The sequence below is a fragment of the Metallumcola ferriviriculae genome (assembly GCF_035573695.1).
In the GTDB taxonomy this organism is placed as follows: domain Bacteria; phylum Bacillota; class JADQBR01; order JADQBR01; family JADQBR01; genus Metallumcola; species Metallumcola ferriviriculae.
In genome coordinates this window covers 1,478,704-1,502,414 of sequence record NZ_CP121694.1, presented here as the reverse complement: position 1 = coordinate 1,502,414, position 23,711 = coordinate 1,478,704, and the positions used below count along the sequence as shown (strand labels likewise).

Annotated in this window: 33 protein-coding genes and 1 riboswitch; of the genes, 14 read left to right on the top strand and 19 right to left on the bottom strand. The window is 42.7% G+C overall.

Features of this window, described 5'->3' with window-relative positions; all coding sequences use genetic code 11:
- Positions 1-25: 25 nt before the first annotated feature.
- The 7 genes from meaB to MFMK1_RS07470 all read right to left on the bottom strand — a co-directional run bounded on the left by meaB (position 26) and on the right by MFMK1_RS07470 (position 8,312).
- Positions 26-976, bottom strand: coding sequence for a methylmalonyl Co-A mutase-associated GTPase MeaB (gene meaB, locus MFMK1_RS07500; RefSeq protein WP_366924499.1), 951 nt, complete (start codon positions 974-976; stop codon positions 26-28).
- A gap of 24 nt (positions 977-1,000) precedes the next feature.
- Entirely contained in the window at positions 1,001-1,828 is an 828-nt protein-coding gene (locus MFMK1_RS07495) for a CoA-transferase subunit beta (protein WP_366924498.1), read from the bottom strand.
- Entirely contained in the window at positions 1,829-2,827 is a 999-nt protein-coding gene (locus MFMK1_RS07490) for a CoA transferase subunit A (RefSeq protein ID WP_366924497.1), read from the bottom strand.
- 413 nt (positions 2,828-3,240) lie between these two features.
- Positions 3,241-4,968, bottom strand: a complete 1,728-nt coding sequence (locus MFMK1_RS07485) for a sigma-54 interaction domain-containing protein (RefSeq protein WP_366924496.1) — start codon at positions 4,966-4,968, stop codon at positions 3,241-3,243.
- Positions 4,961-5,932, bottom strand: a complete 972-nt coding sequence (locus MFMK1_RS07480) for a DMT family transporter (protein ID WP_366924495.1) — start codon at positions 5,930-5,932, stop codon at positions 4,961-4,963. Before MFMK1_RS07480 ends, MFMK1_RS07485 begins: the two co-directional genes overlap by 8 nt.
- 72 nt (positions 5,933-6,004) lie before the next feature.
- Positions 6,005-7,600: a putative ABC exporter domain-containing protein gene (locus tag MFMK1_RS07475; RefSeq protein ID WP_366924494.1), complete on the bottom strand. Its 1,596-nt coding sequence runs from the start codon at positions 7,598-7,600 to the stop codon at positions 6,005-6,007.
- On the bottom strand, positions 7,593-8,312 hold the full coding sequence (locus tag MFMK1_RS07470) for an ABC transporter ATP-binding protein (protein ID WP_366924493.1): 720 nt from the start codon (positions 8,310-8,312) through the stop codon (positions 7,593-7,595). The genes MFMK1_RS07475 and MFMK1_RS07470 overlap by 8 nt, the downstream gene beginning before the upstream one ends.
- A gap of 206 nt (positions 8,313-8,518) precedes the next feature.
- Between MFMK1_RS07470 and MFMK1_RS07465 the strand changes: the two genes are divergently transcribed.
- The 8 genes from MFMK1_RS07465 (at position 8,519) to MFMK1_RS07430 (ending at position 11,754) form a co-directional block, all read left to right on the top strand.
- Positions 8,519-8,734 (top strand): hypothetical protein, encoded by a 216-nt coding sequence (locus MFMK1_RS07465; protein WP_366924492.1) that lies wholly within the window; start codon positions 8,519-8,521, stop codon positions 8,732-8,734.
- Positions 8,715-9,035, top strand: a complete 321-nt coding sequence (locus tag MFMK1_RS07460; protein ID WP_366924491.1) for a YbjQ family protein — start codon at positions 8,715-8,717, stop codon at positions 9,033-9,035. The genes MFMK1_RS07465 and MFMK1_RS07460 overlap by 20 nt, the downstream gene beginning before the upstream one ends.
- 320 nt (positions 9,036-9,355) lie before the next feature.
- Positions 9,356-9,505, top strand: a complete 150-nt coding sequence (locus MFMK1_RS07455; RefSeq protein ID WP_366924490.1) for a hypothetical protein — start codon at positions 9,356-9,358, stop codon at positions 9,503-9,505.
- 23 nt (positions 9,506-9,528) lie between these two features.
- Positions 9,529-9,723: a helix-turn-helix transcriptional regulator gene (locus tag MFMK1_RS07450; protein WP_366924489.1), complete on the top strand. Its 195-nt coding sequence runs from the start codon at positions 9,529-9,531 to the stop codon at positions 9,721-9,723.
- A 62-nt stretch (positions 9,724-9,785) separates the two neighbouring features.
- Entirely contained in the window at positions 9,786-10,205 is a 420-nt protein-coding gene (locus tag MFMK1_RS07445) for a DUF6773 family protein (protein ID WP_366924488.1), read from the top strand.
- Between the two features lie 22 nt (positions 10,206-10,227).
- A complete protein-coding gene (locus tag MFMK1_RS07440) occupies positions 10,228-10,389 on the top strand; it encodes a hypothetical protein (RefSeq protein ID WP_366924487.1) in 162 nt (53 codons plus the stop codon).
- 246 nt (positions 10,390-10,635) lie between these two features.
- Positions 10,636-11,547 (top strand): YIEGIA family protein, encoded by a 912-nt coding sequence (locus tag MFMK1_RS07435; protein WP_366924486.1) that lies wholly within the window; start codon positions 10,636-10,638, stop codon positions 11,545-11,547.
- 3 nt (positions 11,548-11,550) lie between these two features.
- Positions 11,551-11,754, top strand: coding sequence for a capping complex subunit for YIEGIA (locus tag MFMK1_RS07430; protein WP_366924485.1), 204 nt, complete (start codon positions 11,551-11,553; stop codon positions 11,752-11,754).
- Between the two features lie 117 nt (positions 11,755-11,871).
- Here the strand turns inward: MFMK1_RS07430 and MFMK1_RS18470 are convergent, their stop codons facing one another.
- From MFMK1_RS18470 to MFMK1_RS07410, 3 genes are all read right to left on the bottom strand, one after another.
- The gene (locus MFMK1_RS18470) at positions 11,872-12,642 is read right to left on the bottom strand and encodes a 2Fe-2S iron-sulfur cluster-binding protein (RefSeq protein WP_428846292.1); all 771 of its coding nucleotides are present in this window, start codon (positions 12,640-12,642) and stop codon (positions 11,872-11,874) included.
- Entirely contained in the window at positions 12,639-12,776 is a 138-nt protein-coding gene (locus tag MFMK1_RS07415) for a hypothetical protein (protein ID WP_366924484.1), read from the bottom strand. Before MFMK1_RS07415 ends, MFMK1_RS18470 begins: the two co-directional genes overlap by 4 nt.
- Before the next feature lie 355 nt (positions 12,777-13,131).
- Positions 13,132-13,401 carry a hypothetical protein gene (locus MFMK1_RS07410; protein ID WP_366924483.1) on the bottom strand — a complete coding sequence of 90 codons (270 nt, stop codon included), beginning with the start codon at positions 13,399-13,401 and terminating at the stop codon, positions 13,132-13,134.
- Between the two features lie 344 nt (positions 13,402-13,745).
- Positions 13,746-13,830, top strand: a riboswitch (cyclic di-GMP riboswitch).
- Between the two features lie 75 nt (positions 13,831-13,905).
- Here MFMK1_RS07410 and MFMK1_RS07405 point away from each other — a divergent pair.
- Together MFMK1_RS07405 and MFMK1_RS07400 are read left to right on the top strand one after the other, a co-directional pair.
- Entirely contained in the window at positions 13,906-14,301 is a 396-nt protein-coding gene (locus tag MFMK1_RS07405; RefSeq protein ID WP_366924482.1) for a LytR/AlgR family response regulator transcription factor, read from the top strand.
- Positions 14,302-14,406: 105 nt separating this feature from the next.
- Entirely contained in the window at positions 14,407-14,580 is a 174-nt protein-coding gene (locus MFMK1_RS07400) for a hypothetical protein (RefSeq protein ID WP_366924481.1), read from the top strand.
- 151 nt (positions 14,581-14,731) lie between these two features.
- Here MFMK1_RS07400 and MFMK1_RS07395 read toward each other — a convergent pair whose 3' ends face one another.
- Complete coding sequence (locus MFMK1_RS07395) at positions 14,732-15,202, bottom strand: cytochrome c3 family protein (protein ID WP_366924480.1); 471 nt, start codon at positions 15,200-15,202, stop codon at positions 14,732-14,734.
- Positions 15,203-15,432: 230 nt separating this feature from the next.
- On the opposite strand from MFMK1_RS07395, the gene MFMK1_RS07390 reads away from it, so the two are divergent.
- Entirely contained in the window at positions 15,433-15,909 is a 477-nt protein-coding gene (locus MFMK1_RS07390; protein ID WP_366924479.1) for a NapC/NirT family cytochrome c, read from the top strand.
- Between the two features lie 166 nt (positions 15,910-16,075).
- Here MFMK1_RS07390 and hcp read toward each other — a convergent pair whose 3' ends face one another.
- From hcp to MFMK1_RS07375, 3 genes are all read right to left on the bottom strand, one after another.
- The gene (gene hcp / locus MFMK1_RS07385; RefSeq protein ID WP_366924478.1) at positions 16,076-17,365 is read right to left on the bottom strand and encodes a hydroxylamine reductase; all 1,290 of its coding nucleotides are present in this window, start codon (positions 17,363-17,365) and stop codon (positions 16,076-16,078) included.
- A 244-nt stretch (positions 17,366-17,609) separates the two neighbouring features.
- Entirely contained in the window at positions 17,610-17,849 is a 240-nt protein-coding gene (locus tag MFMK1_RS07380; RefSeq protein WP_366924477.1) for a YkuS family protein, read from the bottom strand.
- A gap of 106 nt (positions 17,850-17,955) precedes the next feature.
- Positions 17,956-18,156, bottom strand: coding sequence for a hypothetical protein (locus tag MFMK1_RS07375; protein WP_366924476.1), 201 nt, complete (start codon positions 18,154-18,156; stop codon positions 17,956-17,958).
- A gap of 171 nt (positions 18,157-18,327) precedes the next feature.
- Here MFMK1_RS07375 and MFMK1_RS07370 point away from each other — a divergent pair, with 171 nt between their 5' ends.
- Positions 18,328-18,936 carry a flavin reductase gene (locus MFMK1_RS07370; protein ID WP_366924475.1) on the top strand — a complete coding sequence of 203 codons (609 nt, stop codon included), beginning with the start codon at positions 18,328-18,330 and terminating at the stop codon, positions 18,934-18,936.
- Between the two features lie 67 nt (positions 18,937-19,003).
- Here the strand turns inward: MFMK1_RS07370 and MFMK1_RS07365 are convergent, their stop codons facing one another.
- From MFMK1_RS07365 to uppS, 4 genes are all read right to left on the bottom strand, one after another.
- Complete coding sequence (locus tag MFMK1_RS07365; RefSeq protein WP_366924474.1) at positions 19,004-19,801, bottom strand: ABC transporter ATP-binding protein; 798 nt, start codon at positions 19,799-19,801, stop codon at positions 19,004-19,006.
- The gene (locus tag MFMK1_RS07360; RefSeq protein ID WP_366924473.1) at positions 19,788-20,696 is read right to left on the bottom strand and encodes an ABC transporter permease; all 909 of its coding nucleotides are present in this window, start codon (positions 20,694-20,696) and stop codon (positions 19,788-19,790) included. The genes MFMK1_RS07365 and MFMK1_RS07360 overlap by 14 nt, the downstream gene beginning before the upstream one ends.
- A 24-nt stretch (positions 20,697-20,720) precedes the next feature.
- Positions 20,721-21,698: an ABC transporter substrate-binding protein gene (locus MFMK1_RS07355; protein WP_366924472.1), complete on the bottom strand. Its 978-nt coding sequence runs from the start codon at positions 21,696-21,698 to the stop codon at positions 20,721-20,723.
- Between the two features lie 325 nt (positions 21,699-22,023).
- Complete coding sequence (gene uppS, locus MFMK1_RS07350; RefSeq protein ID WP_366924471.1) at positions 22,024-22,698, bottom strand: polyprenyl diphosphate synthase; 675 nt, start codon at positions 22,696-22,698, stop codon at positions 22,024-22,026.
- A gap of 119 nt (positions 22,699-22,817) precedes the next feature.
- Between uppS and MFMK1_RS07345 the strand changes: the two genes are divergently transcribed.
- Positions 22,818-23,138 (top strand): hypothetical protein, encoded by a 321-nt coding sequence (locus tag MFMK1_RS07345; RefSeq protein WP_366924470.1) that lies wholly within the window; start codon positions 22,818-22,820, stop codon positions 23,136-23,138.
- A gap of 154 nt (positions 23,139-23,292) precedes the next feature.
- On the opposite strand, the gene MFMK1_RS07340 is transcribed toward MFMK1_RS07345, so the two are convergent.
- Positions 23,293-23,415 (bottom strand): hypothetical protein, encoded by a 123-nt coding sequence (locus MFMK1_RS07340; RefSeq protein ID WP_366924469.1) that lies wholly within the window; start codon positions 23,413-23,415, stop codon positions 23,293-23,295.
- 67 nt (positions 23,416-23,482) lie between these two features.
- Here MFMK1_RS07340 and MFMK1_RS07335 point away from each other — a divergent pair, with 67 nt between their 5' ends.
- The gene (locus MFMK1_RS07335; RefSeq protein ID WP_366924468.1) at positions 23,483-23,689 is read left to right on the top strand and encodes a hypothetical protein; all 207 of its coding nucleotides are present in this window, start codon (positions 23,483-23,485) and stop codon (positions 23,687-23,689) included.
- Positions 23,690-23,711 lie beyond the last annotated feature (22 nt).

Below are 23,711 nucleotides of genomic sequence, written 5' to 3'. Positions count from 1 at the left end.
TTAAACCCCCTACTCTTATTTCATATTAGCTTTTGAGCATATTTTCCAATATTTCAATAGCGGCAGAATATGGGTCATGGTTACCTTCTCTGACCCGCTCTACCAACTGTTCCACTTCCCGATGACTTTCGATGTATTGGGCGGCTTTGACATTGAATAACGCTTCGAGCATTCTAGTAAGTTTTTTGGCATTACGTTCTCTACGCTTTTTCTGCCATAACTGCGCCTGCAGTAAATAACTCCTGTGCCGCTGAATTTCCTCCGACAATTTTTCTATTCCCTGCCTATTAATTGCCACCGTTTTTATCACGGGTGGCTGCCAATCTTTTTTGCCGCTTTCCTCAACCATCATCCGTAGGTCTCTGGCAGTTTCATCTGCGCCGCCTCTGTCGGCCTGATTTACCACATATAAATCTGCTATCTCCATGATACCGGCTTTATATGTCTGAATAGCATCACCTAAACCTGGAACAGTGACAAGCACTACCGTATCCGCGATATCCAAGACATCAAATTCGACCTGTCCGACGCCTACTGTTTCGACAATGATTAAATCTTTGCCAAATGCATCAAGCACTTGAACGATATCAGCGGTAGAGACAGCCAGACCTCCAAGATTTCCTCTAGTAGCTAGGCTTTTAATAAAAACCTGCGGAAGCTTTGCCGCGTCCTGCATTCTGACTCTATCACCCAGCAGAGCTCCTCCATTAAAAGGGCTGCTGGGATCAATACATACCACTCCCACATTTAATCCCCGTTTGGATAACACTTGACACAGTTTCGTAATAATGGTGCTCTTCCCAGCGCCCGGGGGACCGGTAATCCCCACAATATGGGAATTTCCTTCCCTGGAAATGGTCTGCTTCAGCATTTCGTAACCTAATGGGGTCTGGTTTTCTACTTCTTTAAGCAACCTGCCTAAAGCCACTTTATCCCCCTGTTCAAATGCCCCTATAAACTTTTCAATGATAAGCATTCACCCCCTTGCTCAAAAGCATTGTTAATATTTCATGTAAATCCCTTCTGGGTCAACCTTCTTTCTTAAAACCTCAAGTTCAATTGAGGTAGGCGGATCCATGGGTTTTGCCCGCGAGATATCTATGTCAAAACTCGTGGCTTGTTGGATCTTTTCAACAGTAACACCCAGGTGGGCATAGTAGTACTGTACATACATCTCTTTACTTGATTTATCAAACTTCATAACTCCCATCGTAGATACCACCGCATCAGGTCCTCCACCAAGGCCCAGTTCATCCCTGTCTACCAGCAAATTTCCGTCAAAAGAACGGCATTTCCAACCTGTGCTGGTAATGTAATCAACCTCTTCCACAAACCTTTTTGGCTCATGAACCATGATAATAATAGTTCTTTTGGACAGGCCAGCTATATCACTTGCACCGCCCGATCCTTCAAAACGCTTTCGAGGATTATGATAATTGCCGATAATTGTAGAATTAATATTTCCGTACTTATCAACCTGTGCACCGCCCAAAAAACCAACATCGATTTTGCCACTCTGGAGGAACTGCCCCATAACCTCTATCGCCGTCGGTACCCACCTTGTTTTGTACACCGCCCTAGGGTCGGCCACACAAAACGGCAATGCTTGGGGATCACTGTCAAAAGCAACAGCCTCCATAATCACCACCATATCCTTGGCGTGGATGTTCTTGGCGAGACCTGCCCCCACCAACGGAAGGCCTGTTCCCACTAATACTCTCTCACGATCCTGCAGCAGTCTGCTGGAGGCTATTACCATCATTTCTAGTTGACTATATGGACGTGGGGCGTTATAGGCAGCTTCCTCGGTCCTTTTTTCCACGACCACTTATTTCACCTCCTCTAACTTATCGAGCCGTCTCTTAATATCGGGATTGTAGCCTAAAACCGTATCAGCTCGAAGTTTCTGTATTCTTTTCATCCCTACCTTTAGTAGATACTCTTCAAAACTCTTCACTTCATAAATCCATTTTCGGACCCACGTATCCATTTTTTCAGTATCTTTGGAAGCTTCCATATATTCTTTAAACCACCACGGGTCATTATCATAAAAGCCCTGTAAAGCCGTGGGATGAGCACCATAGGGAACTTCCAAAATACCATCTACCACCTCACCCGGAATAGTATTGGCCTCGGCAGTTTGCTCCATTTCCTCAATAGGAACAATCCTTTCAGCTGAGACAATTGTTATCTTGGCAGCTACAGCAGCGTAATAGTCAAGGAAGGCCCCGCCGCTGATGCGGACCGTTCCGTCCTCACCTACCTCTTGAGCATGGATGAGACAAACATCGGGCCGCAGAGCAGGAATTAAAACCACTGTCTCCCCTTCCCAAAAGGGGTCCTCCATCAAGACTGCTTTCTTTTTAGGAACTTTTGCATCTTTGCCCCTGAGAGTATGAAACCCATCCATTTCGGGATTGATGATATCTGTTCCCTTAAGACATTTAGTGGGGATAAAGGGAATGCCCATGGCCCCGGCCATAATTCTCAGAGCACCGGTGGTCACCGTCCAGTCATCATGGAAGAACTCTCCCTTGTACCGCGAGTCCTCCAACCGACGCCGGAAATTATAAGGATGGCCGAAGACCTCATTACCAATGTAGTTGCTTTCTGTTTTAGTAACACACCCGCACCCGGTCATTAAATCAATTTCGGGTCCGCCGGGATTAGCCACCATGTGCAGGTTCCTTTTTTCCCTTTTGATGATTTCATAAACCATGGCCATGGGTTTACGTACAACAGTCCAACCACCGGTCCACACCCGGTCCCCCTCCTGAATATAATCCGGAACATTTTCCAACAAGATTCTTTTGCTAATTGCGCCCATTTCTCCACCATCCTAAATTTTTTAAAAATTCAGTCGCCTCGATTTGCAATTATCCGTGAACTTCGAATAGTTGCCGAGGTACACTTGAGATCAACACACAGCCGTTCTCCGTCACGATAAAACATCATCTTCATCAATAGATTGGCATAAAAACCTGGCTATTAAGATCGAAAACATTATAATGGTATCAATAAAACGAATTTTCCTAATTTATTATGCAAGCGTTATACCAATTCGCACTTTTCTGAATTATCGCACTACACAAGGGATTCTAGCCTTTGTTGACCAATAAAACTAAGCCGCAAGCGATACATTTCTGTATCACTTGCGGCTTAGTATAGGAGTCTTTTCCTGTCAACAAGGCGCTTAATCAAACTGATGCATTACTGTAACAGCAGTGTTACCTTTCTGCATCAGTTTAGTTCATCGTGCTTGTACTTCTGTAATTTCCGGGAAACCGTTGCCTGGCTGATACCCAGCTTTCGCGCCGCCTTTCTTGTGCTCCCATATTTCTTATATGCTTTAAAAATAATTTCTCGTTCGGTGTATTCCAAAATCTCTTTCAGTGGTTTATTGTCCATAATGATCTGTTCCCCGGGATCGATAATATCGTTAAGTAGTTCATGATCTAAATTTAGACCGCGGCTTAAGACAACAAGCCTTTCAATGGTATTTTCCAACTGCCTTACATTTCCCGGCCAATCAAAAGACACTAATCTAGCTATCATACCTTTTGGCAGCACTTGTTGAAATCCATATTTCCGATTAAACCTTTCGAGAAAATAGTCAACTAGATCCGGAATATCTTCTTTACGCACTCTAAGAGGAGGAAGAGATATTTTAAGTACATTTAACCTGTAAAACAAATCCTCTCTGAATTCCCCTTTCTCAACCATACTCTTTAAATCTTTATTCGTAGCAGCAACCAGACGCACATTGACTGATATTTCTTTGTTACCGCCAATGCGCCGTATTTTTTTCTCCTGTATTGCCCTTAATAACTTCACCTGCATCTCCATTGGCATTTCACCAATTTCATCTAAAAACAACGTACCCCCTTCAGCAGCTTCAAAAAGCCCCATCTTGCCATTTTTATCCGCTCCCGTAAATGCCCCGGCTACATAACCAAACAGCTCGGACTCTAATAATGATGTAGTAAGTGCACCGCAATTGACCGTTATAAAGGGGCCTTCTTTACGCCGGCTGTTTCGGTGTACCATTCTAGCGGTAATCTCCTTACCGGTACCCGTTTCACCATATATCAACACCGTAGAGCCTACTTCGGCAACTTGTACTACTAACTCCACTACTTTTTTCATTTTAACGCTGCTGCCTATTAGGTCTCCTTCAAGCTCTTTTGCTCTTAACCTCTCCAATTCTGTCTTATACCGGCTGGTCAACTTATAAAACCGTTGGATTTGTTCTTTGAGATTATTCAGCTCTGTCAAGTCCCTGATATTTGCCACTATCCGGATAAGTTTGCCACCGCTATTAAATACCGGTCTTCCGGTTAGCAATACTTCCTTTCCCCGGATAGTTAAATAAAGGTCTTTTGGCTTTAAGTCCTTTAATACATGGGTGCTCACCAAATCCGGTAAAACACCCTTTTCTTTCAGCAAAATTGCCGGCTTTCCAAGAAAATCCTTTGCTCGAATATTAACTATCTTCTCATAAGCCTCGTTCATCCGAAGGAGTATACCATTCCCATCGATGCTGACCAGCCCATCAGCACTAAGATCAATAATATCATTCAATTCTTTATTCGTTTCTTCTATGGCTTCAATTTTTTCTTCGGCTTCTTTGACTTTTGTCAAATCTTTTATTATTGCAAGGCAAAGATTCTCATCAACCGGTATGACATTGCTGGTAAAAAATTTTCCTTCAAAAGAGATGCTAATGTTAAATTTCGGCCGTTGTTGATCCAGCACTTCATTCACATCGAGATGGTTCGTCAGCGCCTCAAATGGTTTTAGGGTATCAGTCTCTTCTTCAAGTTGTTTCAGCATCCTGTCCGCCTCCGGATTAATGTATCTAATTTTTAATGAGCGATCCACTACAATGATGCTGTCAAAGGTATATTCCCAAAGCATTGGCAATTTTTCCTTAAAAAATTGCTGCAAATCGTCAGACCGTTTAATCACCAACTATCCCCCCATTTATATCAATACTTTTAGACTGCGAAGCAAAGCTGTGCAAAACCATTCCGATTATCACTAAGCTCATTCCTGCCACAGACATAATTGACGGCATTTTGCCGCGCAGTAAAAATATTTCTCCCATTAATGCAAATATCACTTCGCCTGATTGGGTAGCCTCCACAGCGGCAAGTTTATGAACGTCTCCCTTGGTAATGTCTGTAGCATAGAAAAATAATAGTGTTGCGATTACCCCTGAGCTGACCGCCACGATTAAAGCCTGCACAGTCTGTGAAAAGCTAGGTGAACCTGCAGAGGCTAAGCCATAGACAGAAAGAATCAGCCAAAATGGTAAACTTGCCAGCGTCATTCCTAAGACCCTTTGATATGTGTCTAAACGTCCTTCGCAAACCGCCCTCATCTTACGATTACCCAACGGATAAGCAAATGCCGCAAAAATTACCGGAACGATGCCAATGACAACTTCCGTTGTAGATAAGTGCTTTGCCTGCTCAATCTGCATTACAGCAATACCGACTAATATTATCAACGAAATAAATAGCCCTTTTACCGGTATTCTTTGTCTAACGGTTTTTGTTCCTTCTGGTGTTTCAATTACATCACTAAAAAATGGAACCAGTAAAGACCCGGCGACAATTGTTATTTGCCACATACTCGCCACCAGCCAGGAAGGTCCGTAAGCTGCAGCGAAACAGATAGGGGCATAAAATAACCCGAAGCCAACGGAACTCCATGTTAACCAGGTCAAAGGTTTTGCGCTTAGCTCCGATAAGAGTCCCTTTAAATCTCCCCGTAAGCCTACTATCACTAAGAGGAACGGCACCATAAATACGAATCTCAACACCGCACTCCAGACCCAACTGCCCCCTGAAAGGTCCATCGCCCTGTTTAAAATAAATGTCATAGCAAAAAATGAAGAGGCTAATATGCCAAGTATGATAGATTTCAAATTTTAACCCCTCTTCTTCATGTTATTATCCAAGGTTGGTTAAGGGCCAATAAACCCTTCACTCCTAAGGTATTACCTCCACTCCAGATATGCAAAAGCTTTATTGCCTATAACTAGTAATATAGTAATAGTAACAAGGTTTGTCAGCACAACACCTTGAAAGAATGCTAAGGGTGTACGAAAGACAAACGCCAGCACAGCTCCGCCAATTAATCCGGGGAATAGCAATAAAAGAATTTGCAGCATTAGGAATAAAGGAAATAAATTCTTATGATCCACCGCATCGGGGAAGATCACCCGCATAATAAAACTTGCACTTAAATTAAGCACATAAAAGCTAATCACAAACAAAATCATCACAGCCATAATTAAAGGTGAAGTTTTTAACCAAACAAAAACAGCAGCATTTAGTACAAATATATTGATAGTCATACGGATAATATCCAGCATATTTACCGCAATAATCTTTTGCAAAGGGCTCCCCGGTATTAGGTAGATATATGGTTTGCTCCACTGGTCAAACCTACTTTGGCTTGCGGTAAAGATAAAGATTATGTAGGCGGCTACTCCGTTAACTACGTAGACCGGAATTGCTTTCTCCGCGGATTGACTGATAAAATAACCCACTATAAGTCCCACAGCCAGAGCAGCTACTGTCAATAAACTAAAATACGGATGCAAGTCGGTACGGCTATATTCCACCCGGGCTCTCCATAACAGAGCCCACGGACCGGTGCCTATCTTTTGAACAGATACCTTTCCTTTACGATGAAACATGGTGAACTGTTTCTTTTCTAGTCCCTGCTTCTGCCTTTTGCGCTGGGCTCTTTTTTCCGTTGCTCCCAAGACATCCTCATAATAGTCATCGGCCAGCCAGTAGGAAAAAAAGATTACTATTGATAAAAGTGCTAATTGCATTATTGCGGCCGTGATACTAAATGGGTTATACCCTGATATGGCAGTCATGAATGCGGTCTTCCCCCAGCCAATTATGGGAAGATAGTTAATGAATGAAGCATTTAATCCTTTCAAAAAACCCTGCACAATATTTCCCGCAAAAATAATACTGCCGCCGATGTAGAGAAGAAAGACGGCTATGAAAAGATAAACCGCAAACTGCAGCATTCCCAGAATTCTATATTTCGTACCGGCAGCAAATATCAAAAAATTCAAGGGCCAAAGCATGAGAACGATTGTGATATAGCCCAGATACATTAAATACACATATTGAAAGTTTATAGTGGCTATCTGTAATATAGATGGCGTAAAGGCCAAAATAACGATACCGTACAGAAAAAAATACTGCAAACTCTGCTTTATCATATTGTAAAGAAGAATTTTCTTTGATGATACAGGTGCCGGGAAGAGGAAGTGCACATCACCCAACGAAAAGAATGTGGCCGCTTCCTGAGTTCCACGATACAAATTATACAAGAGTAATGCCGTGGCCAGCGCGGTAAAGACTGCCCCAATAATTTCCGGACCAATAGTGGCCTGGATTTTCGTTGGTCCCTGCTTTAAACGCATGAATGCAGATAACACCAATGAGGCAACCCAAAAAAGCCCCAACAAATATGGAACCAATCGTTTGGGGTTACCTTTAATGTCGAGGATATGATTTTTTATTGTCCACACATCTTTTTTTACTAATAACTTATAATCATTCATCCCCGGTCACCTCTAAGAATAACTCTTCCAGGGTATAATCTTTACTGCCGTCTCCCAACTGGGCCTTTAGGGCAGCTCTATCGCCATCGGCTATAATCCGCCCATTTTTCATCACCAACACGCGGTGACATAGGTTTTCAATACTATCTAACAGATGTGTGCTGATGAAAATGGTTTTTCCCTGAGCGCTTAGCTCCTGAAAAATCCGCTTAGTTTCTCGAATAGCTTTGGGATCTAGACCTATCATCGGCTCATCAAAAAGATACAGATCAGGATTCGGAAGCAGCCCTGAACAGATAGATACCTTTTGTTTCATCCCTTTGGAAAGCTCCTTTGCCAGCTTTTCCTGTTTGTCTAAAAGATCGTATCTTGCAAAAAGACCTTCCACCTTCTCCTTCCAGTCAGGTACATCGTAAGCATAAGCGATAAACTGCAAATGTTCTCTTACTGTCAGCATATCGTACAGTTCCGGGACCTCGGGTACGTAAGTAAAATGTTTTTTTGCTTCTAACAGAGTATTTTTATGACCCGCTATGGTGATCTCACCAGTATTCTTACGCAGCAGTCCGGCAATAGTTTTTATGGTAGTACTCTTTCCTGCGCCGTTTGGCCCAAGTAACCCGACAATGTCCCCATCATTTAAAGTAAAACTTATGTTGTCCACAGCCGTTGTCTTTTTAAATGTTTTTGTCAACCGCGTAACCTTTAACATAATTAACCTCCATCTTGGTAAAACATATTTCCATTACTCAAACAATAAAATTAAGTAATTTACATAGCGAGTTCTTTGCCCCTTTTTAAAAACCATATGATATAATTATATCAACATTATATGGTTTTAATTGTATGAATAATGATTGACTTCTTACTAGTTTGCCAAAAAAGCAAAAGTACCTGCTAAAAAAAGGGAGTATTTAAATGATTAAATTGCTTAGTTGGATTTTAGTTTTATGCATAGTTTTATATTTTTTCAGCATTATGGTTATGGCATTTTTATCCCCGCCATTAATTCCCTTTGTTGTTGGAGTATCGGTGGTTACGGCCATAATAAGCGGTGGGCTGCTGTTAATTTTATTAATTAGAGAGAGGATTAAAGATAAGGAGGCGGAAAAAGATGATCTTAACAAATATTGATTATGTACCGAGCTACGAAGTAACTGAAGTATTAGATTTAGTTAAAGGAAGCACCATTAGAGCAAAACACGTGGGAAAAGATCTATTGGCTATGTTTAGACAACTTGTTGGCGGTGAGTTGAAGGAGTACAGTGAAATGATCAACGAATCACGGAAAATTTCTACCGCCAAAATGGTGGCGGAAGCGGAAAAACTAGGCGCTGATGCAGTTATTAATATTCGTTTCACCACATCCAACGTAATGCAGGGGGCGGCGGAAATACTTGTTTACGGTACTGCGGTAAAACTAAATAAAAAATAGTTTTAATTACTTCCTGTCTCCCAACTTTTAAGATTTGAGGTTTGTGCAGATTAAGAAAAGCTGCCCAAACCTTTTTTATTGCCATCTTGGACTCCTAGTAGTCCATTTCTCTTATATGAGTTAGGCTGCCTTTATACACCCCGCCCTGAATGTAGTTGCCAAAGTTATGCCCTCTCCCCTCCTGCCACTGTTAATCAATAAAATTCTTACCATAAACTGACATAGTAAATTATAAACTGCAAAATGCAATATATAGTTTACATTTAGTCGCATATATATTATAATGACTATAAGAAAAAAACTCTTTTGGGGTGATATGGGTGACGATTTTTAACAGGTCTACGATAGTGGATGAAACCTTTTTCGCATCTTTAATGATCTATTGCCCCTTTTTTATCGCCTTTATGGTAATAACCGATGCCGTAGCTCGAAAGGCCAGTAAAAAAAGCTGGGAAGATTGGGATGATTAAATCATATACTGGATGTGAGCAATATGAAGAACATTAAAATGAAAATGGCTCGAGTGGAAAAAGACCTGTCCCAAGAAGAGTTGGCAAAAATAGTTGGAGTATCAAGACAAACAATAGGTCTGATTGAGTCGGGGAAATACAATCCTACCCTCAATTTATGTATCTCGATTTGTAAAGCACTGTCTAAAACACTCAACGATCTGTTTTGGGAAGATTAGTTTATCCAGGCATGACTACTGACAGATATTAGTTTGAATTCGTAATTTAGGGGGCATAAATTTTGAAAAGGCAATTTGACGAGCGTATTGTGGAAACCAAAAGGAAAATTAGTTCCAGGGCATTTTATATTATGCTATGGGGTTTCCTGGTTGTTACCCTTTACCGGCAGTTTTATCTTAACCAGGAATTCAGTGACTATGGTGACTATTTTATTATCTGGATCGCTGCTTCGTTTTATGTTGCTTTTGGCGAGGTTCTGCAGGGAGTTAATCCCTTTGGTAGCAGCCGCTACAAGTTTTGGGCGGTGCCATTGATGATGGCAGGCTCAATCTTAGCAGTACAGATTTTCCAGGGAACAGTGGTATCGTTTGTAGAAGGGGTTCTTACATTTGTTATAGCTTTAATTTGCAGCAGCGTGACATTGTATGTCTTGTTCCTTCTTTACCGGCGGTGGGAAAAAAGAAATGTCGATAGTGATTAGTATATTTAGGGGGGGTATAAAAATGAAAACAGCTCTTACGGGCAGCGCGATAATTTGGGCGGCAGTTATTTTTGGTGCGGCTGTTGCGGCACCCGAATCTTTCGGTAAACTGATACCAATATTAGGCGGCGGTGCTGCCGCGCATGTAATAATTTTGGGTAGTCTCGCTCGTAAAAAGGTCTAGTGCCGGACAATATTACGTATCTATAACGCGGTGTTTGGCAAGCCAATAGCTTACGGGTTTCAACAAATGTTGAAGCCCTTTTTGTTGTTTATTATTAAATGGTTGGTAACAGGGCTACTCCTTAATGCTCCCCTCTACTTTAGAACGACAACAAAAAGATTTCTATCCCATTTAGAATTAGAAAACCCAATACTGTGGATAATATTTGGTGAGGCCACACTAGAATTAATCCAGGAGGCGCGCTTAGTGAATCAAGGTTTAATCACCTCTCACCAAATATTAATGATCATTACCGGTACTGTAATCGGTACATTTGCCCGGACAATCACTCTAAAAGAGGATTATCGGCAGTACCCCAGCTACCCCAACGGATATCTAATTCACCTTGTAATAGGATTTATTGCAGCTGCTTTAGGTGCAGTTGCTATTCCTGCTTTGGTAACAAAGAACTTCGTCGCTGTGACTTTTCTCGCTTTGGCAATCCAGCAGTTTCGGGAAGTAAGAAAAATGGAAGCGACAAGCCTGGCAAACTTGGAGCAGACTGAGTTCACAAAGCGGGGAGCAGCATACATTGACGGTATTTCTAAAACATTTGAGGCCCGAAACTACGTCGCCCTGCTGGTATCCTTCAGCACCAGTCTGACAATGCAATTTTTTAACAAGTTATGGTTGGTATTAGACATGGGTATTGGCATCGCAGTGGGACTGACAGTGCTCTACCTGCTTCACCGGCTTTCCAAGGGTAAAACGGTAGGTGATATAGCTGACGTTAAAGAAGCAAAGATAACCATGAAGAACGATGAGTTATATGTTGATGATATCTACGTTACCAATCTTGTCGGTCTCGAGCGGGGGCAGCAATTGGTTTCCGAAGAAGGGCTGGCAGTAATCATCTACCCTCGGGAAGAGCGTTTCCGCATCATGCTGGACAATTTCGGCCAAAGGCAGGCCATACTTTTTGATGCCGCCCGATCCCTGGGGGTAAAAAGATATAGTTTTACCCGTAAAGATTATCAAAAGGGCCGCCTGGTCATCATGATAGTGCCTATTGAGGGCGAAATTGAACGCATGATTCGAACGGTTAAGAACACTCCATTATTGGAAGCCATTCGGAAAACACCACATGTAATGGATACCAATCTGGCAGGGAGGGAATAATCCGTGAGCGAAAATATAGGAAAACCTAAGGCAGAAATTTTGGCTATAATCACTTTAAATAAAGAACGGGTGTTAGGCGGTAAGCAGCTGACCCTGTTAGCCCAAAATGAAGAGGAACAAAAAAATATGACTCTGGAAATTGCCAAAGGAATTAAGGCAGATGTGATAAAGATGAAAACCGGAGATTACTTGATAGTACAGGTATAAAACCACAGTGAAAACTATCAGGCCAACGGGCAAACCGCTGGCCTTTTTTGTAAGTTGTAAATTTAGGTTATGGATAGTTTCCTATTAAGTGCGAATGGCATGAAATTCTTTTATTTTTTAGCTCGATTGCCCGGCCAATACAGCTTTCACTGCATTTTTTATTTCTTCATAACCGGTACACCTACAGAGATTTGATTGCAGCCAGGCCTGGATAGTTAGGTCGTCCGCATCGGGATGAATTGTTGCTAACGAGTGACATACCATTAAAAATCCTGAGGTACAATAGCCGCATTGAAACGCCCAATTGTCTACAAAAGCTTGTTGGACAAGGGCCCCTTGTAACCCTTCCACAGTAGTTATCTCATGATCCACCGCCTCTACTGCCAGCATCAGACAGGACTTGATGGGCCAACCATCAACCAGCACCGTACATGCACCGCAATCCCCGTTTTCACAGCCTGGCTTTGGTCCGGTAAGGCCTAATTGGTTACGAAGAGCGTGAAGCAGTGGCAGTATCGCTTCATGATAAATAATGGTGCCGGCGATATTTCCCCCCAAGGTAATTTTACCCTGGACCGAATGATCAGCAATCCTTCCTCCTGCAGCACCCAGCATGGGGAATAAGCCGGACTCGCCAATGTCCGTCAAGGTTACGCCTGCGCCGATTACTAATTGATCTCCCTCAAATTCCATCTTTCTGCATTCGGGAATTCCCTTGATGTCAATCACAGCCTTAGTAAAGAAATTATTTACCCTGGCCATGGTAATTATCTCCGTACCGCCGCCGTAATAGACCGGCTTTTTCCCCTCCGATTCCAAAACACGATATATTTCCAGGGCCTCTTCAAGGAATTCCGGCTTATAGTATTCAAAATCATGAGCTATCACTGCATGCTACCCCCTTTTTGTTTCCATATGGCTTCCGGAGTAAGCGGCAAAAAGTTTAGCTCAACCTGGGCTGCAGATGATAGTGCATTGGCCAATGCCCCTCCCATAAGTAAAATCACGCTGATTAACTTCACGGAGTTCCGCCAAGTTGGATCGAAGTACTGAAAAACTACTTTTCCTTCATTCTGGTAGAAGCTGATGGCGCTGCCGACTATATATGAAGAAGCACTACAGGATATTGACACTTATGCCGATTGGAAGCAAAATTTTTTCTCAATTAAATCCAACGACTGAGTTAGCTATCGAAAGTTTAGATATACGCTCCGTTAAGGACATAGCAACTTTAAAGGGCTTTTAGACAAGTTACAAGTGACCCTGCAGCTCGCCGCCGCAGGGTCACTTAATATTAGTATCATTTAATTCTTCTGTCATTTAGGAAATTGTCACTCCTTTGTCACCGGTTAGATACCCGGTATTGATACCCCTTTTTCAGCCAAAAAGTTTACCTTTAAGTACCTCCCAGCTGCCTAATGCTGAAGCAGCTACAAGCAAGCTGTTTAGAAAATAAAGAAGTAAATCCCGTAGATTGAACTGGCCCGTGGCCATAGATGTAGAAATAATAATCAAGTATGCTACTGCCAAGGCCATCCAGCGTGTTGGCACACTTCTTATCGGTCCCATTCCTTTTAAAAATTCCACAACCAAAACAGTCGCTGTAACCGCACCGGCCAAAGTACCTAAAATACCATAGGTAAACATTTAAATTCACCCCCCTCCAAAGTTTTTTAAGTAAGTTCACCTTACCCATACCTTGATGAGAGTTAAACTAGGGGTCTAAATAAAGCTTATCATAACCATGGAATGCCCGCTTCTAACCTTGTACCAAACCTCCATTTGCTTGTCTAAAACTTCACATATATACACCGAATCTAAAAGTATTAAAAGAGCAAGTTCTAAGTCGGGCGGCGATGAAGGTGGTACTATTAGGATAAACCGCAGAAAATAGGGCTTTATCACTCTAAATGTAGGAAATAAAACCTATCTTCTTGCAGGAAAAATATACCTAATAATGGAATTTACCTAAGTAAGAGAATACAAATCTATCTCGATAATGGCAAACTCGCTAAAAAGCGGGGGCGCAAAGCTATAGGGCCTAAACCCTTAGGGGCATGGCAGCCAGTTGCCGAAGGATGTGCAGACTAATGAGGCTATCCTTTCGGGTAGTTTTTTTCATTGAAGGTAATTTTGACGGAGGTGAACAGGTTGAGCACAGTTGCAATTAAAAAATCTGATAAACCTATAAATTCCATCAGAAAAAAGATTATAAATAAACTTGCATTAAAAATCGAACGTAACCTCATCTTTCTTGAAACAAATGATATTGTCTTTATTAGCCGCAAAAATAGGAAGACTATAATCTATGCTACCGATGGCAATGCAATATACATTAATGAAACTCTGGAAAACCTCGAACAACGCTTGAGCCAGGAAACATTCTTCCGATCACACAAAAGTTATATCATTAACCTCGATAAAGTCGTGGAAATTCAGCCTTGGTCCCGAGGAAGTTATCTTGTAATTTTCAGTAAAACAAGGAATGTGGCGTACATGACTGCCGATAAATATAAAAAATTACAGGAAACTTTAAACCTGGAATAAACCCTTTCGGAGAATTAATCCTTTTTTGGTAGAAACATTTTGAAACCTAACTACCCCAAATGCAAATACTATAGAAAAGTCATTTAAATGGAGGTGCTTAACCGCATGAAAACTCGTAATACCACAAGCTGGGTAGTTACAGGTTTAGGAGCTGCCGTAACCACTGTCGGCGTGACAGCCTTTTCCGGGCCAATTGCTGCCGGGATAGCTGGATTTGGTGCAGCTCATGTTGTCCTTGGCGTTTTAGACATGTACAGACCTACTATTAAAAACAGATAATAAAATAGGTGATCCCCTGTAGTTGCCTTTAGCTGCCGGGGATCACCTATTTTTTATCAAAATCAATTACATTTCTAAGTTATTTCCCAATAATCCTAACCTCATGACGCGGTCAATAAAAAAAATACGGGGAGTTTCCCGCAATTTTTCTCTACCCATGGCACTTCTGGCAAATATCTCTAGACGGCAATTTGTCATTTTTATCTGGGTCATGCCCAATACCCTTATGGCAGCTGACACAGGTGAATTCCATTGCGAAGTGCTTTTCGTTGTGAGGGCCGCCCTTACCTTTAATATCGTGGCAGGCTAGGCACCTTTGAGAAAATTCCCAGGTATCCGCTTCGGCTTTCGGCTCGATCTGGGGGTTAGTAAAATGTACGTATACTTCCCGTAATCCCTTTGCCTTAGTCCTTATTAAGCCGTCTATTCCGGGTTCAGCGTGGCATTTGAGGCATGAAATATCCTGATGAAAGCCGGTCTGCCATGCTTCATAGACCATGCCCATCTCATGGCAGTTGTAGCAAAAGCGCGGCTGCGAAGAAAATTCCACACCAAGAATTGTCACTGCGATAAGTAAAAATCCCGAAACCAGGATTATCAATTTTAAATTTCTTTTAGCCACTTTACTGCCTCCCATTTTTGTGCTTTATCTAGTCTTAATTTTCCCTGATTGGCATAAAGCAGACTGCAAAGTATTTGACATAGATGCAAAGTAATTCAATATAAAAGAAAATCTTGTTTTTTTGGAATTATTCTCTAGACAAGTTTGTTGGCCACGGTCAAAACGCTGAATTATATGTCGAATACTGTCTATACTAATGGCAAACGCCGCGTTGAAGGAGCTTTTGGTGCATGATCAAATTCTTATTAAAAGCATTGGGGTATCTCGGCATTATTTTTCTTTTTGGCATAGCTGCATTTTTTGCAACTTATGGGGCTACATCCTCCACCGATTTTTGTAAAAGCTGCCACGAAGTTAAACCGTTTGTAGAGTCTTGGGAGCAGTCCCCGCATCAGGAAGTTCACTGTTTCGGCTGTCACGAGTACCAGCGGCCAGGAGGCTTCATCGAGTCAAAAGCACGAGGGTTAAGCTATCTTGTCGCCTATTATACCCAAAAAGACCCTATACCTGTGAAAGGTATTTTTTATGAAAGCAAGTGCATCTCGTGCCATTTAGGCAGCAATAAGGATTTTCCTGAAGCACCGCTCCTGCCCAAAGAGCCTGTGGATCATGGAGACCTTATCACCCGGCAACGACCGTGTACTGAATGTCATCAGAACACCGGCCATGAACATTACTTTGGTCTCGAAGAAAGATTGGCTAAGTAAAAATCCTTGGCTTAAGCAGGTCCAAATTTAATGAAGGCTTGGCGCATACTGCCTTCACGCACAGCCGGGTTCAGCGGGTGTGGCAGTATTCCTGACCGGCATAGACGAAAAAAGAGAGCGGCTTTGCTTTTTAGCCGCTCTCTTTCCGATTGCATTATTATTTTGTTTAGCCCAACATTTTTTCCAAATCAGCTTTTGCATCGCCACTGGTGAGCTGTAGATTGAAGTTGTCCTGCAGCACTTTTACTACTCCTTCAGTGAGGAATTCCGGTGCTTTAGGCCCTACGTAAACGTTCTTAACTCCAAGGCTAAATAATCCTAAGAGAATAGCCACGGCCTTTTGCTCAAACCAGGAAAGTACGATGGACAGCGGCAGATCGTTGACACCGCAGTCAAAAGCATCAGCAAGAGCCAGGGCAATTTTCACCGCAGAGCCGGAGTTATTACACTGCCCTAAATCAATTAGACGGGGAATGCCATCAATGTCACCAAAGTCAAGGTCGTTAAAACGGAACTTACCGCAGGAAGTGGTCAGAATTACACAGTCCTTGGGTATCGCTTGTGCAAGTTCTCGGTAATAATCATGACCCTTTAGCGGTGTATCGCAGCCGGCAACGACAAAGAATCTTCTAATCTTACCAGCTTTCACAGCTTCAACAATCTTGCCTGCCAATGGCAGCACATTCTCATGATGGAAGCCAGTCATAAGACTTTTCTCGGATTCTACGTTGACAGCAGGCAGCGATAGTGCCTGCTCGATTACTGGCGTGAAGTCATCATTCTCGATCTTTTGTACCCCTTCCAAGCCGGCAATACCATACGTAAAGAAGCGGCCACCGTAATTGCTGCTTTCCCGTACCGGTAAAACACAGTTAGTAGTACCTAGAATGGCGCCAGGAAACTCTTCAAACAGTTTCCGCTGTTTCACCCAGGAACCGCCGACGTTACCTTTCAGATGAGAGTATTTTTTTAGCTCCGGATAACCATGGGCCGGCAACATTTCAGAGTGAGTATAAATGTTAATACCTTTACCTTCTGTCTGCTTTAATAGTTCCTTCAATGCATATAGGTCGTGACCAGTGACCAAAATACTTTTACCTTCAACTCGATCTTGAGCTACTTTCACCGGCTCAGGTATTCCCAGTAGGTCAGTATGCGCCCGGTCCAAAAGGTCCATCGACTTGACAGTGGCCGAACCTACCTTTAACGCCATACCAATAGTGTCATCTACATTAAAGTTTGTGTTGGTCAAGGTACTGAACAAAGCTTCCTGAGTTATGGCATCCACCTCTGGGTCGGTATAACCTAACTCACGGGCGTGGAAGGCATACGCAGCTACACCTTTTAAACCAATCATGATAGTATCCTGTAAACTAGCCAAATCCTCACTTTTCCCGCAAACGCCAACCTTGGTGCACCCACCTTTGGGTGTCTGTGAACACTGATAACAAAACATTAATAACTACCTCCTTGAAATATGTTTTATTTTGGTTTCGTTAACCCTCACCTATATCATAAATACAATTGGGAGTTATGACTGTGACAAAAGTCACTAGTCCACTATGTAATAGTACGCAATATCTAATTGGGCAGAACAATAAACCAGCTTTATCGCCTTTGGCGCATTTTGTAGGCAGGCTTCTCATGCCGCTGAATTTACAAGCCCTAAATATCCAAAAAAAATAGGCAGCGATCGCTGCCTAAATCATTTGTTCAACTTTGTGTAACACCTGTTCCGGTGACTGTCCCACACTGTTAATGATGATCGGGCTGTCCCCCGGTGCAACGCCGTCTTCAACTTCAGACCCGGACCAGTACTGCATCACCACCACGTCCACAGGATCCTGATTAATCATCAAGTCTACAACCGGGTAACCATGCTCTTTCAATACTCTGGCCACATCGCCATTGGCATCCTGCACCGCAATCCGCGGTAACATAGAATCGCCTCCTTTAGATCTGTCTGCTTCTAGCATCACCCCGAACCGGCAATCTATACAAAACAAAAAAAGCATGACCCTCCCGCGGGAAGGTCTTTAACGCCAGTTATTTCTCTTCATCGATTACGGCATCGTAAAAGTCTTTTACGTCCTTTTTAAACCTGGAGGCGCAGTCAGGGCAGACGCACCAGCAAGCTTCTTCGGTATTATCCTCTTTGTTCAAAATCAACGTACAGGTAAAATTTGATTGTACCTCACGACCACACATATCACAACTAGCACAGGCAACAGTTTTTTCTTTAGTCATGGTAATACCTCCTTAAGAAATTTGTTAATTCTATTATATCTGAGGTAACCTAATGTTAGAGTGCGTGGCCGCACAAGCATAATGTGGTATTTCTCACACTTATAGCCTGTATGTATGATATTATTTATAATATATTGTAGTTTAGGAAAATCACTCAAGGAGGTAGTTATTTTGAAAAAATGGCGTTGTACTGTTTGTAATTACATTCATGAAGGGGAAACTCCGCCTGATGTTTGTCCGGTATGCGGCGTGGGCCCGGAAATGTTTGAAGAGGTTAAGGTTGAAACAGAGCAGGAGTTGATGACTGCTGAAGAAAAAACTAATGCAAAACCAGCTATTCGGAAATTTACATACGGCCTATTTGTAATTAGTTCAAAAAAAGGCGATAAGGTCAATGCTCAAGCCGCAAACACTGCCTTTCAAATCACCAATGACCCGGCCAAAATAGCCATAGGCATTAATAAGAACAATCTTACCTGGGAATATATTAATGAAAGCGGCATCTTCGCGGTTAATATCCTCGGCCAAAACCAGATTGACACGGTTAAGCACTTTGGCTTCCAATCCGGGAAAAAGGTTGATAAGTTCTCTGATGTGTCCTACACCACTGAAAAAACCGGTGCGCCTCTGCTTACAGAGTGTACCGCTTGGGTTGAGTGCCAAGTTGAACACCAAATTGATGTAGGTACCCATACCATCTTTGTAGGCCAGGTGGTCAATGGCGCAAATTTAGGTGATGCAGAACCCCTTACCTATGCTTACTATCATCAAAACAAATAACAACCACAACCGACAGTTAGCTGCCCATAAAAAAATCCGGGGAAATCAGTCCCCGGATTTTTTATACTTAATTAGCCAGCAACATCCTATCGTTGGCCATTTTATTTCCACTAACCTTTTCAAACATACGCATCAAGTCATCTACCTTAGTTTTCTGTTTCTGCTCATGCTGCAAGTCAAGGATTATCTTACCCTCATGCATCATGATAGTACGATTGCCATGTTTTAAGGCATCTCGCATGTTATGCGTCACCATCAGCGTCGTCAGTTTATGTGTATCCACAATCTTATCAGTAAGTTCCAAAACCTTTTGTGCGGTTTTAGGGTCAAGAGCAGCAGTATGCTCATCTAACAAAAGAAGTTTGGGCTCGGTCATAGTCGCCATTAGTAAGGTCAGCGCCTGGCGTTGGCCTCCGGAAAGTAAGCCCACTTTGCTCTTCAATCGAGTCTCTAACCCTAAATCCAGCTGGGCCAGTTGTTCTTTAAAAAATTTCCTTTCGCCTGCTGTAATACCCCACTTCAGTCGGCGCCTTTTGCCCCTGCGATAGGCCATTGACAGGTTTTCTTCTATGGTCATGGTAGCTGCCGTACCCATCAACGGGTCTTGAAATACCCGACCGATGTCAGCCGCCCGCCGGTGTTCGGGCTGTTTCTCAATCATATCGCCACCGATAGCAATACCGCCCCTATCTAAGGGAAAAACACCTGCCACCACATTGAGCAATGTGGACTTACCCGCACCATTTCCGCCAATGATAGTGACAAAGTCGGCGGAGCTTAATTGCAGATCAACTCCGGCCAGTGCAGTCTTCTCATTAACACTGCCGGCATTAAAGGTTTTAAAAACATTATCAGCCCTTAACATTTTGGCCATCCTTTCCCGTCTTCAACAACCGCTGCAGTTTGCCCTTAACAATGGGTGACGCCAATGCAATGGTTACAATCAGCGCGGTAAACATCTTCAAGTCGGTAGGCTGCAGCCCTAATTGCAGCACTATCGCAATTACTAACCGGTAAACTACCGAGCCCATGGCTACGGCCAGCAGTGTACGCATAATTCCTGATGTGCCAAACAACACTTCACCGATAATGACCGAAGCAAGGCCTACCACGATCATTCCTATACCCATACCAATATCTGCAAAACTTTGGTACTGAGCTACAAGTGCACCGGACAAAGCTACCATTCCGTTACTGATACTTAACCCAATAATCTTCATCGTATTGGTATTCACACCTAGACTACGAATCATCTGAGTATTATCCCCGGTGGCACGCATTGCTAGACCCAGCTCAGTATTTAAGAACCACCATAGCAATAGTACCGTTACCACAGTCACCAAAGTGCCCAGGATAATTACCACCCATGATTTAGCGATACCTAAGTCAACCAAACTAGAGAATACCGTATCCATTCGCAGCAATGTAACATTTGCTTTCCCCATTACTCGTAAATTAATTGAGTATAAAGCAATCATACTTAAAATTCCTGACAAAAGCGGTGCAATGTCCAACTTTGTGTGCAGCGCTCCGGTCATAATGCCGGCTGCAGCGCCTGCCAAAATTGCAATTAACACTCCCAACCAGGGGTTATAACCGTTGACGATCATAATGGCCGCTACCGCAGCACCTAAGGTAAAGCTGCCATCAACGGTTAAATCGGCGTAATCAAGTACTCTAAATGTAATGTAAACCCCTAATACCATAATGGAATAGAGTAGTCCTTGTTCTATCGACCCTAGCAGGATGTTTAAATACATATGCCTCCACCTATCAGTTAAGTTTTATTCGATAACTTCTTTGGCCTGATCAATAATCTCCTGGGGAATTTCTACACCCATTCTTTCAGCAGCCCCTAAGTTTACTACGATATCTAACTCTTTTTGACTTTCAATTGCCATTTCAGCTGGCTTTTCACCATTAATAACACGTACAGCCATTTCTCCGGTCTGATATCCGAGCTTATAGTAATCAATGCCGATGGTAGCTAAAGCACCACCGTTAACCATTCCGGATTCACCAACAACCAATGGAATATCATGTTCCTCAGCCACAGTGACAACACTGGCGATGGAAGAAGCCACCAAATTATCAGTAGGAACATAGATAGCATCAACTTGCCCTACCAGTGATTGACTGACCTGCATTACCTCTGCACTGGTGGTTACTGTTGCCTCTACTATTTCGAGTCCTAATTCGGCCGCAGCTTCCTTAGCTATATTTACCTGTACTTCAGAATTAATTTCACTAGAATTATAGATAACACCAACTTTTTCAACATCAGGAGATAACTGCTTCAACATTTCCAGCTGAGCCTTTACCGGTGTCATGTCTGTGGTGCCGGTAACATTAGTTCCCGGATTTTCATTGCTTTTTACTAAGTTGGCAGCAACTGGATCAGTAACGGCTGTAATCAATATTGGTGTAGATTGCGTCTCACTGGCCATGGTGATAGCAGATGGTGTGGCAATTGCAAGCACCAGGTCTACCTGGTCATTAACAAATTTTTGGGAAATGGTTTTTAATGTAGACTGGTCTCCCTGAGCATTTTTATAATCAACTTCCAGGTTGTCACCCTCAGCAAAGCCATTATCGTTAAGTGCGTCCAAAAAACCGGTTCTTGAAGCATCCAGTGCCGGGTGTTCTACGATTTGAACAATACCTAATTTCACTGCCTGGGTTCCTGCTGCATCACCACAGCCCACAGCTACAAGAGCCAATACCATCAACAAAGCCAATAAAATAACACTTCTCTTTTTCATATTATTCTCCCTCCGTTTTTCGAGCAGTCGGTGGGAGCAAAAAAAGCACCCATGGGGTGCCTGACTGCAAAATGATCTCCCACTACCGTCCTGCCATCCTAATTATTTTTTCATAAAAACCTACCATACTTAAATTTGATTTTAGTCTAAAGATTAGCCCCTGTCAACCGTTAATAGATAAATGCTATTAACTGGTATAGCCAGCAAGAGTACCCCGCAACCATAAGGGGGCGACGACCCCCTTACCCACCCCCATGGATGGGCATAGATTACAAACCTATAATTTCCTACTAATAATTAAAAAAACGGGTATACCTTTTGGGCATCACCCGCCTAAAGTTATATCCTGTGCCTGGTACCAGCTTAGCGCCTCATAGACGTGGCCTTCTTTAAAATCGGGCCACATCTCGTCCACTACATAAAAGTCGGCGTAAACTGTTTGAATTGGTAAAAAGCCACTGAGCCGCCTGCGGCCGCCCCAACGGATGACTAGATCTATCCTGGAAACATCCGATGATGCCAGCACCTCAGCGATGTTTTTCCCTCCAGGCACCTTCTCTTTTCTATTGGCCATCAATGCCCGCAAGTCCCATTGCCAGCCGTAATTTATCAGGAAATTTACCCGCATCAATCCGCGGCCGAAGCTTCGCCGTTGAATAAAATCCTTTAGTTCTTTAGGAAATAATAGTGAATCACAATCACCAACAACCAATATAGAAGCATCAAGATCCGTCAATGCTGTCACTGCATCTACGCAGGCCTTTTGAAAGGCCTTGGTCTGTTCTCTCGGACGTTTAGTATTGTCCATAGTAAATCCGTAAAAAGACATTTCCTCTACACCAAGTTCCAGACATTGTTTGTACAGCTCAACGCCGGGGTCTATCCCATTACCGTAGCCGTCTTCCTTATTCAGTCCCTTGGATAAGGCCCAGCGACGATTTCCGTCGGGAATAACTCCGATATGTTTAGGTATCCTGGTAAAGCGTTTTGGCTTGGCCATTCTTTCCCTCCAAAGTTCATACAGTATGTATAGTATTTTTCCCTGAAAAAAACAAACTATGCCTTCCTAGGGATAATTTGCCGTTAAGTATCAAAGTATAACTTTGGAGGTGATATTAAATGAAGAGTTTTAGCTTTAATTATGAAAATAAAGACGAACTTCGACATGCCATAGAGCACCTACTCCTACAGCTGCCGGAAAAAGGACAGCTGCAAATATCACTCAATGAAGAACCCTCTGCGGCCAATCCTTCACTGACAAACCTTTGGGAAGAAATGGGGTCAGAAACGGGGGGTCTCATCGGTAGATTTATCGGTGCTAGTTCGGAGGTTACCGCCTTAAGTCTTCAGGGTTTATTCCTCACCGCCAGCAATGCCCTAAAAACTGCATCCCAAAAAACTACCGCTGATGGCTCAGATCAAGAGCACGGCGAACATTAGGTGCTACCACTTGCTGCCTTGCTGCATCAGCAAACTCACTACCCCGAGGATATTGCCCTTGATACAGAATATTAAAAATATCTTTTTGCCCTCTATCAAAAGTTACCTGACTTACTCCTTGCAGCCCTTCCAAGGCCTGCTTAACCCGGTTAACTCACACCGAGTAGCATATTAGACCTGTTACCTCAAGCTGCATATTCCTAGTAGCCTCGTCTACCATTTCGTCTCGCAGCACCCTTGCATTCGGGTTAGTAAAAACATTACGTAAAGAAGGCATAATTATTTCTCCTTTCGTGGTATCAACACCAGTAAAATTAATACTATCGATGTGAAAGGTGGTTAACATGGATAAAAAGCTGTTTCAGCCAGGCATTCGCACTAAAACCATTCATCAGATGGGTCTAACTTTCGGCAGCCTGTTTGGATTAAACCTAGGATACGCTATGGATTTATTTATTGATACGATTGACCTTACTCTAGTGTCTCCCACAGTCGCCGTAAAAGATCAACTTAATAAGCAGATAGATGACATGCGCGATGACACCCAGTGATTGATTACCTTCTTATTTTGCC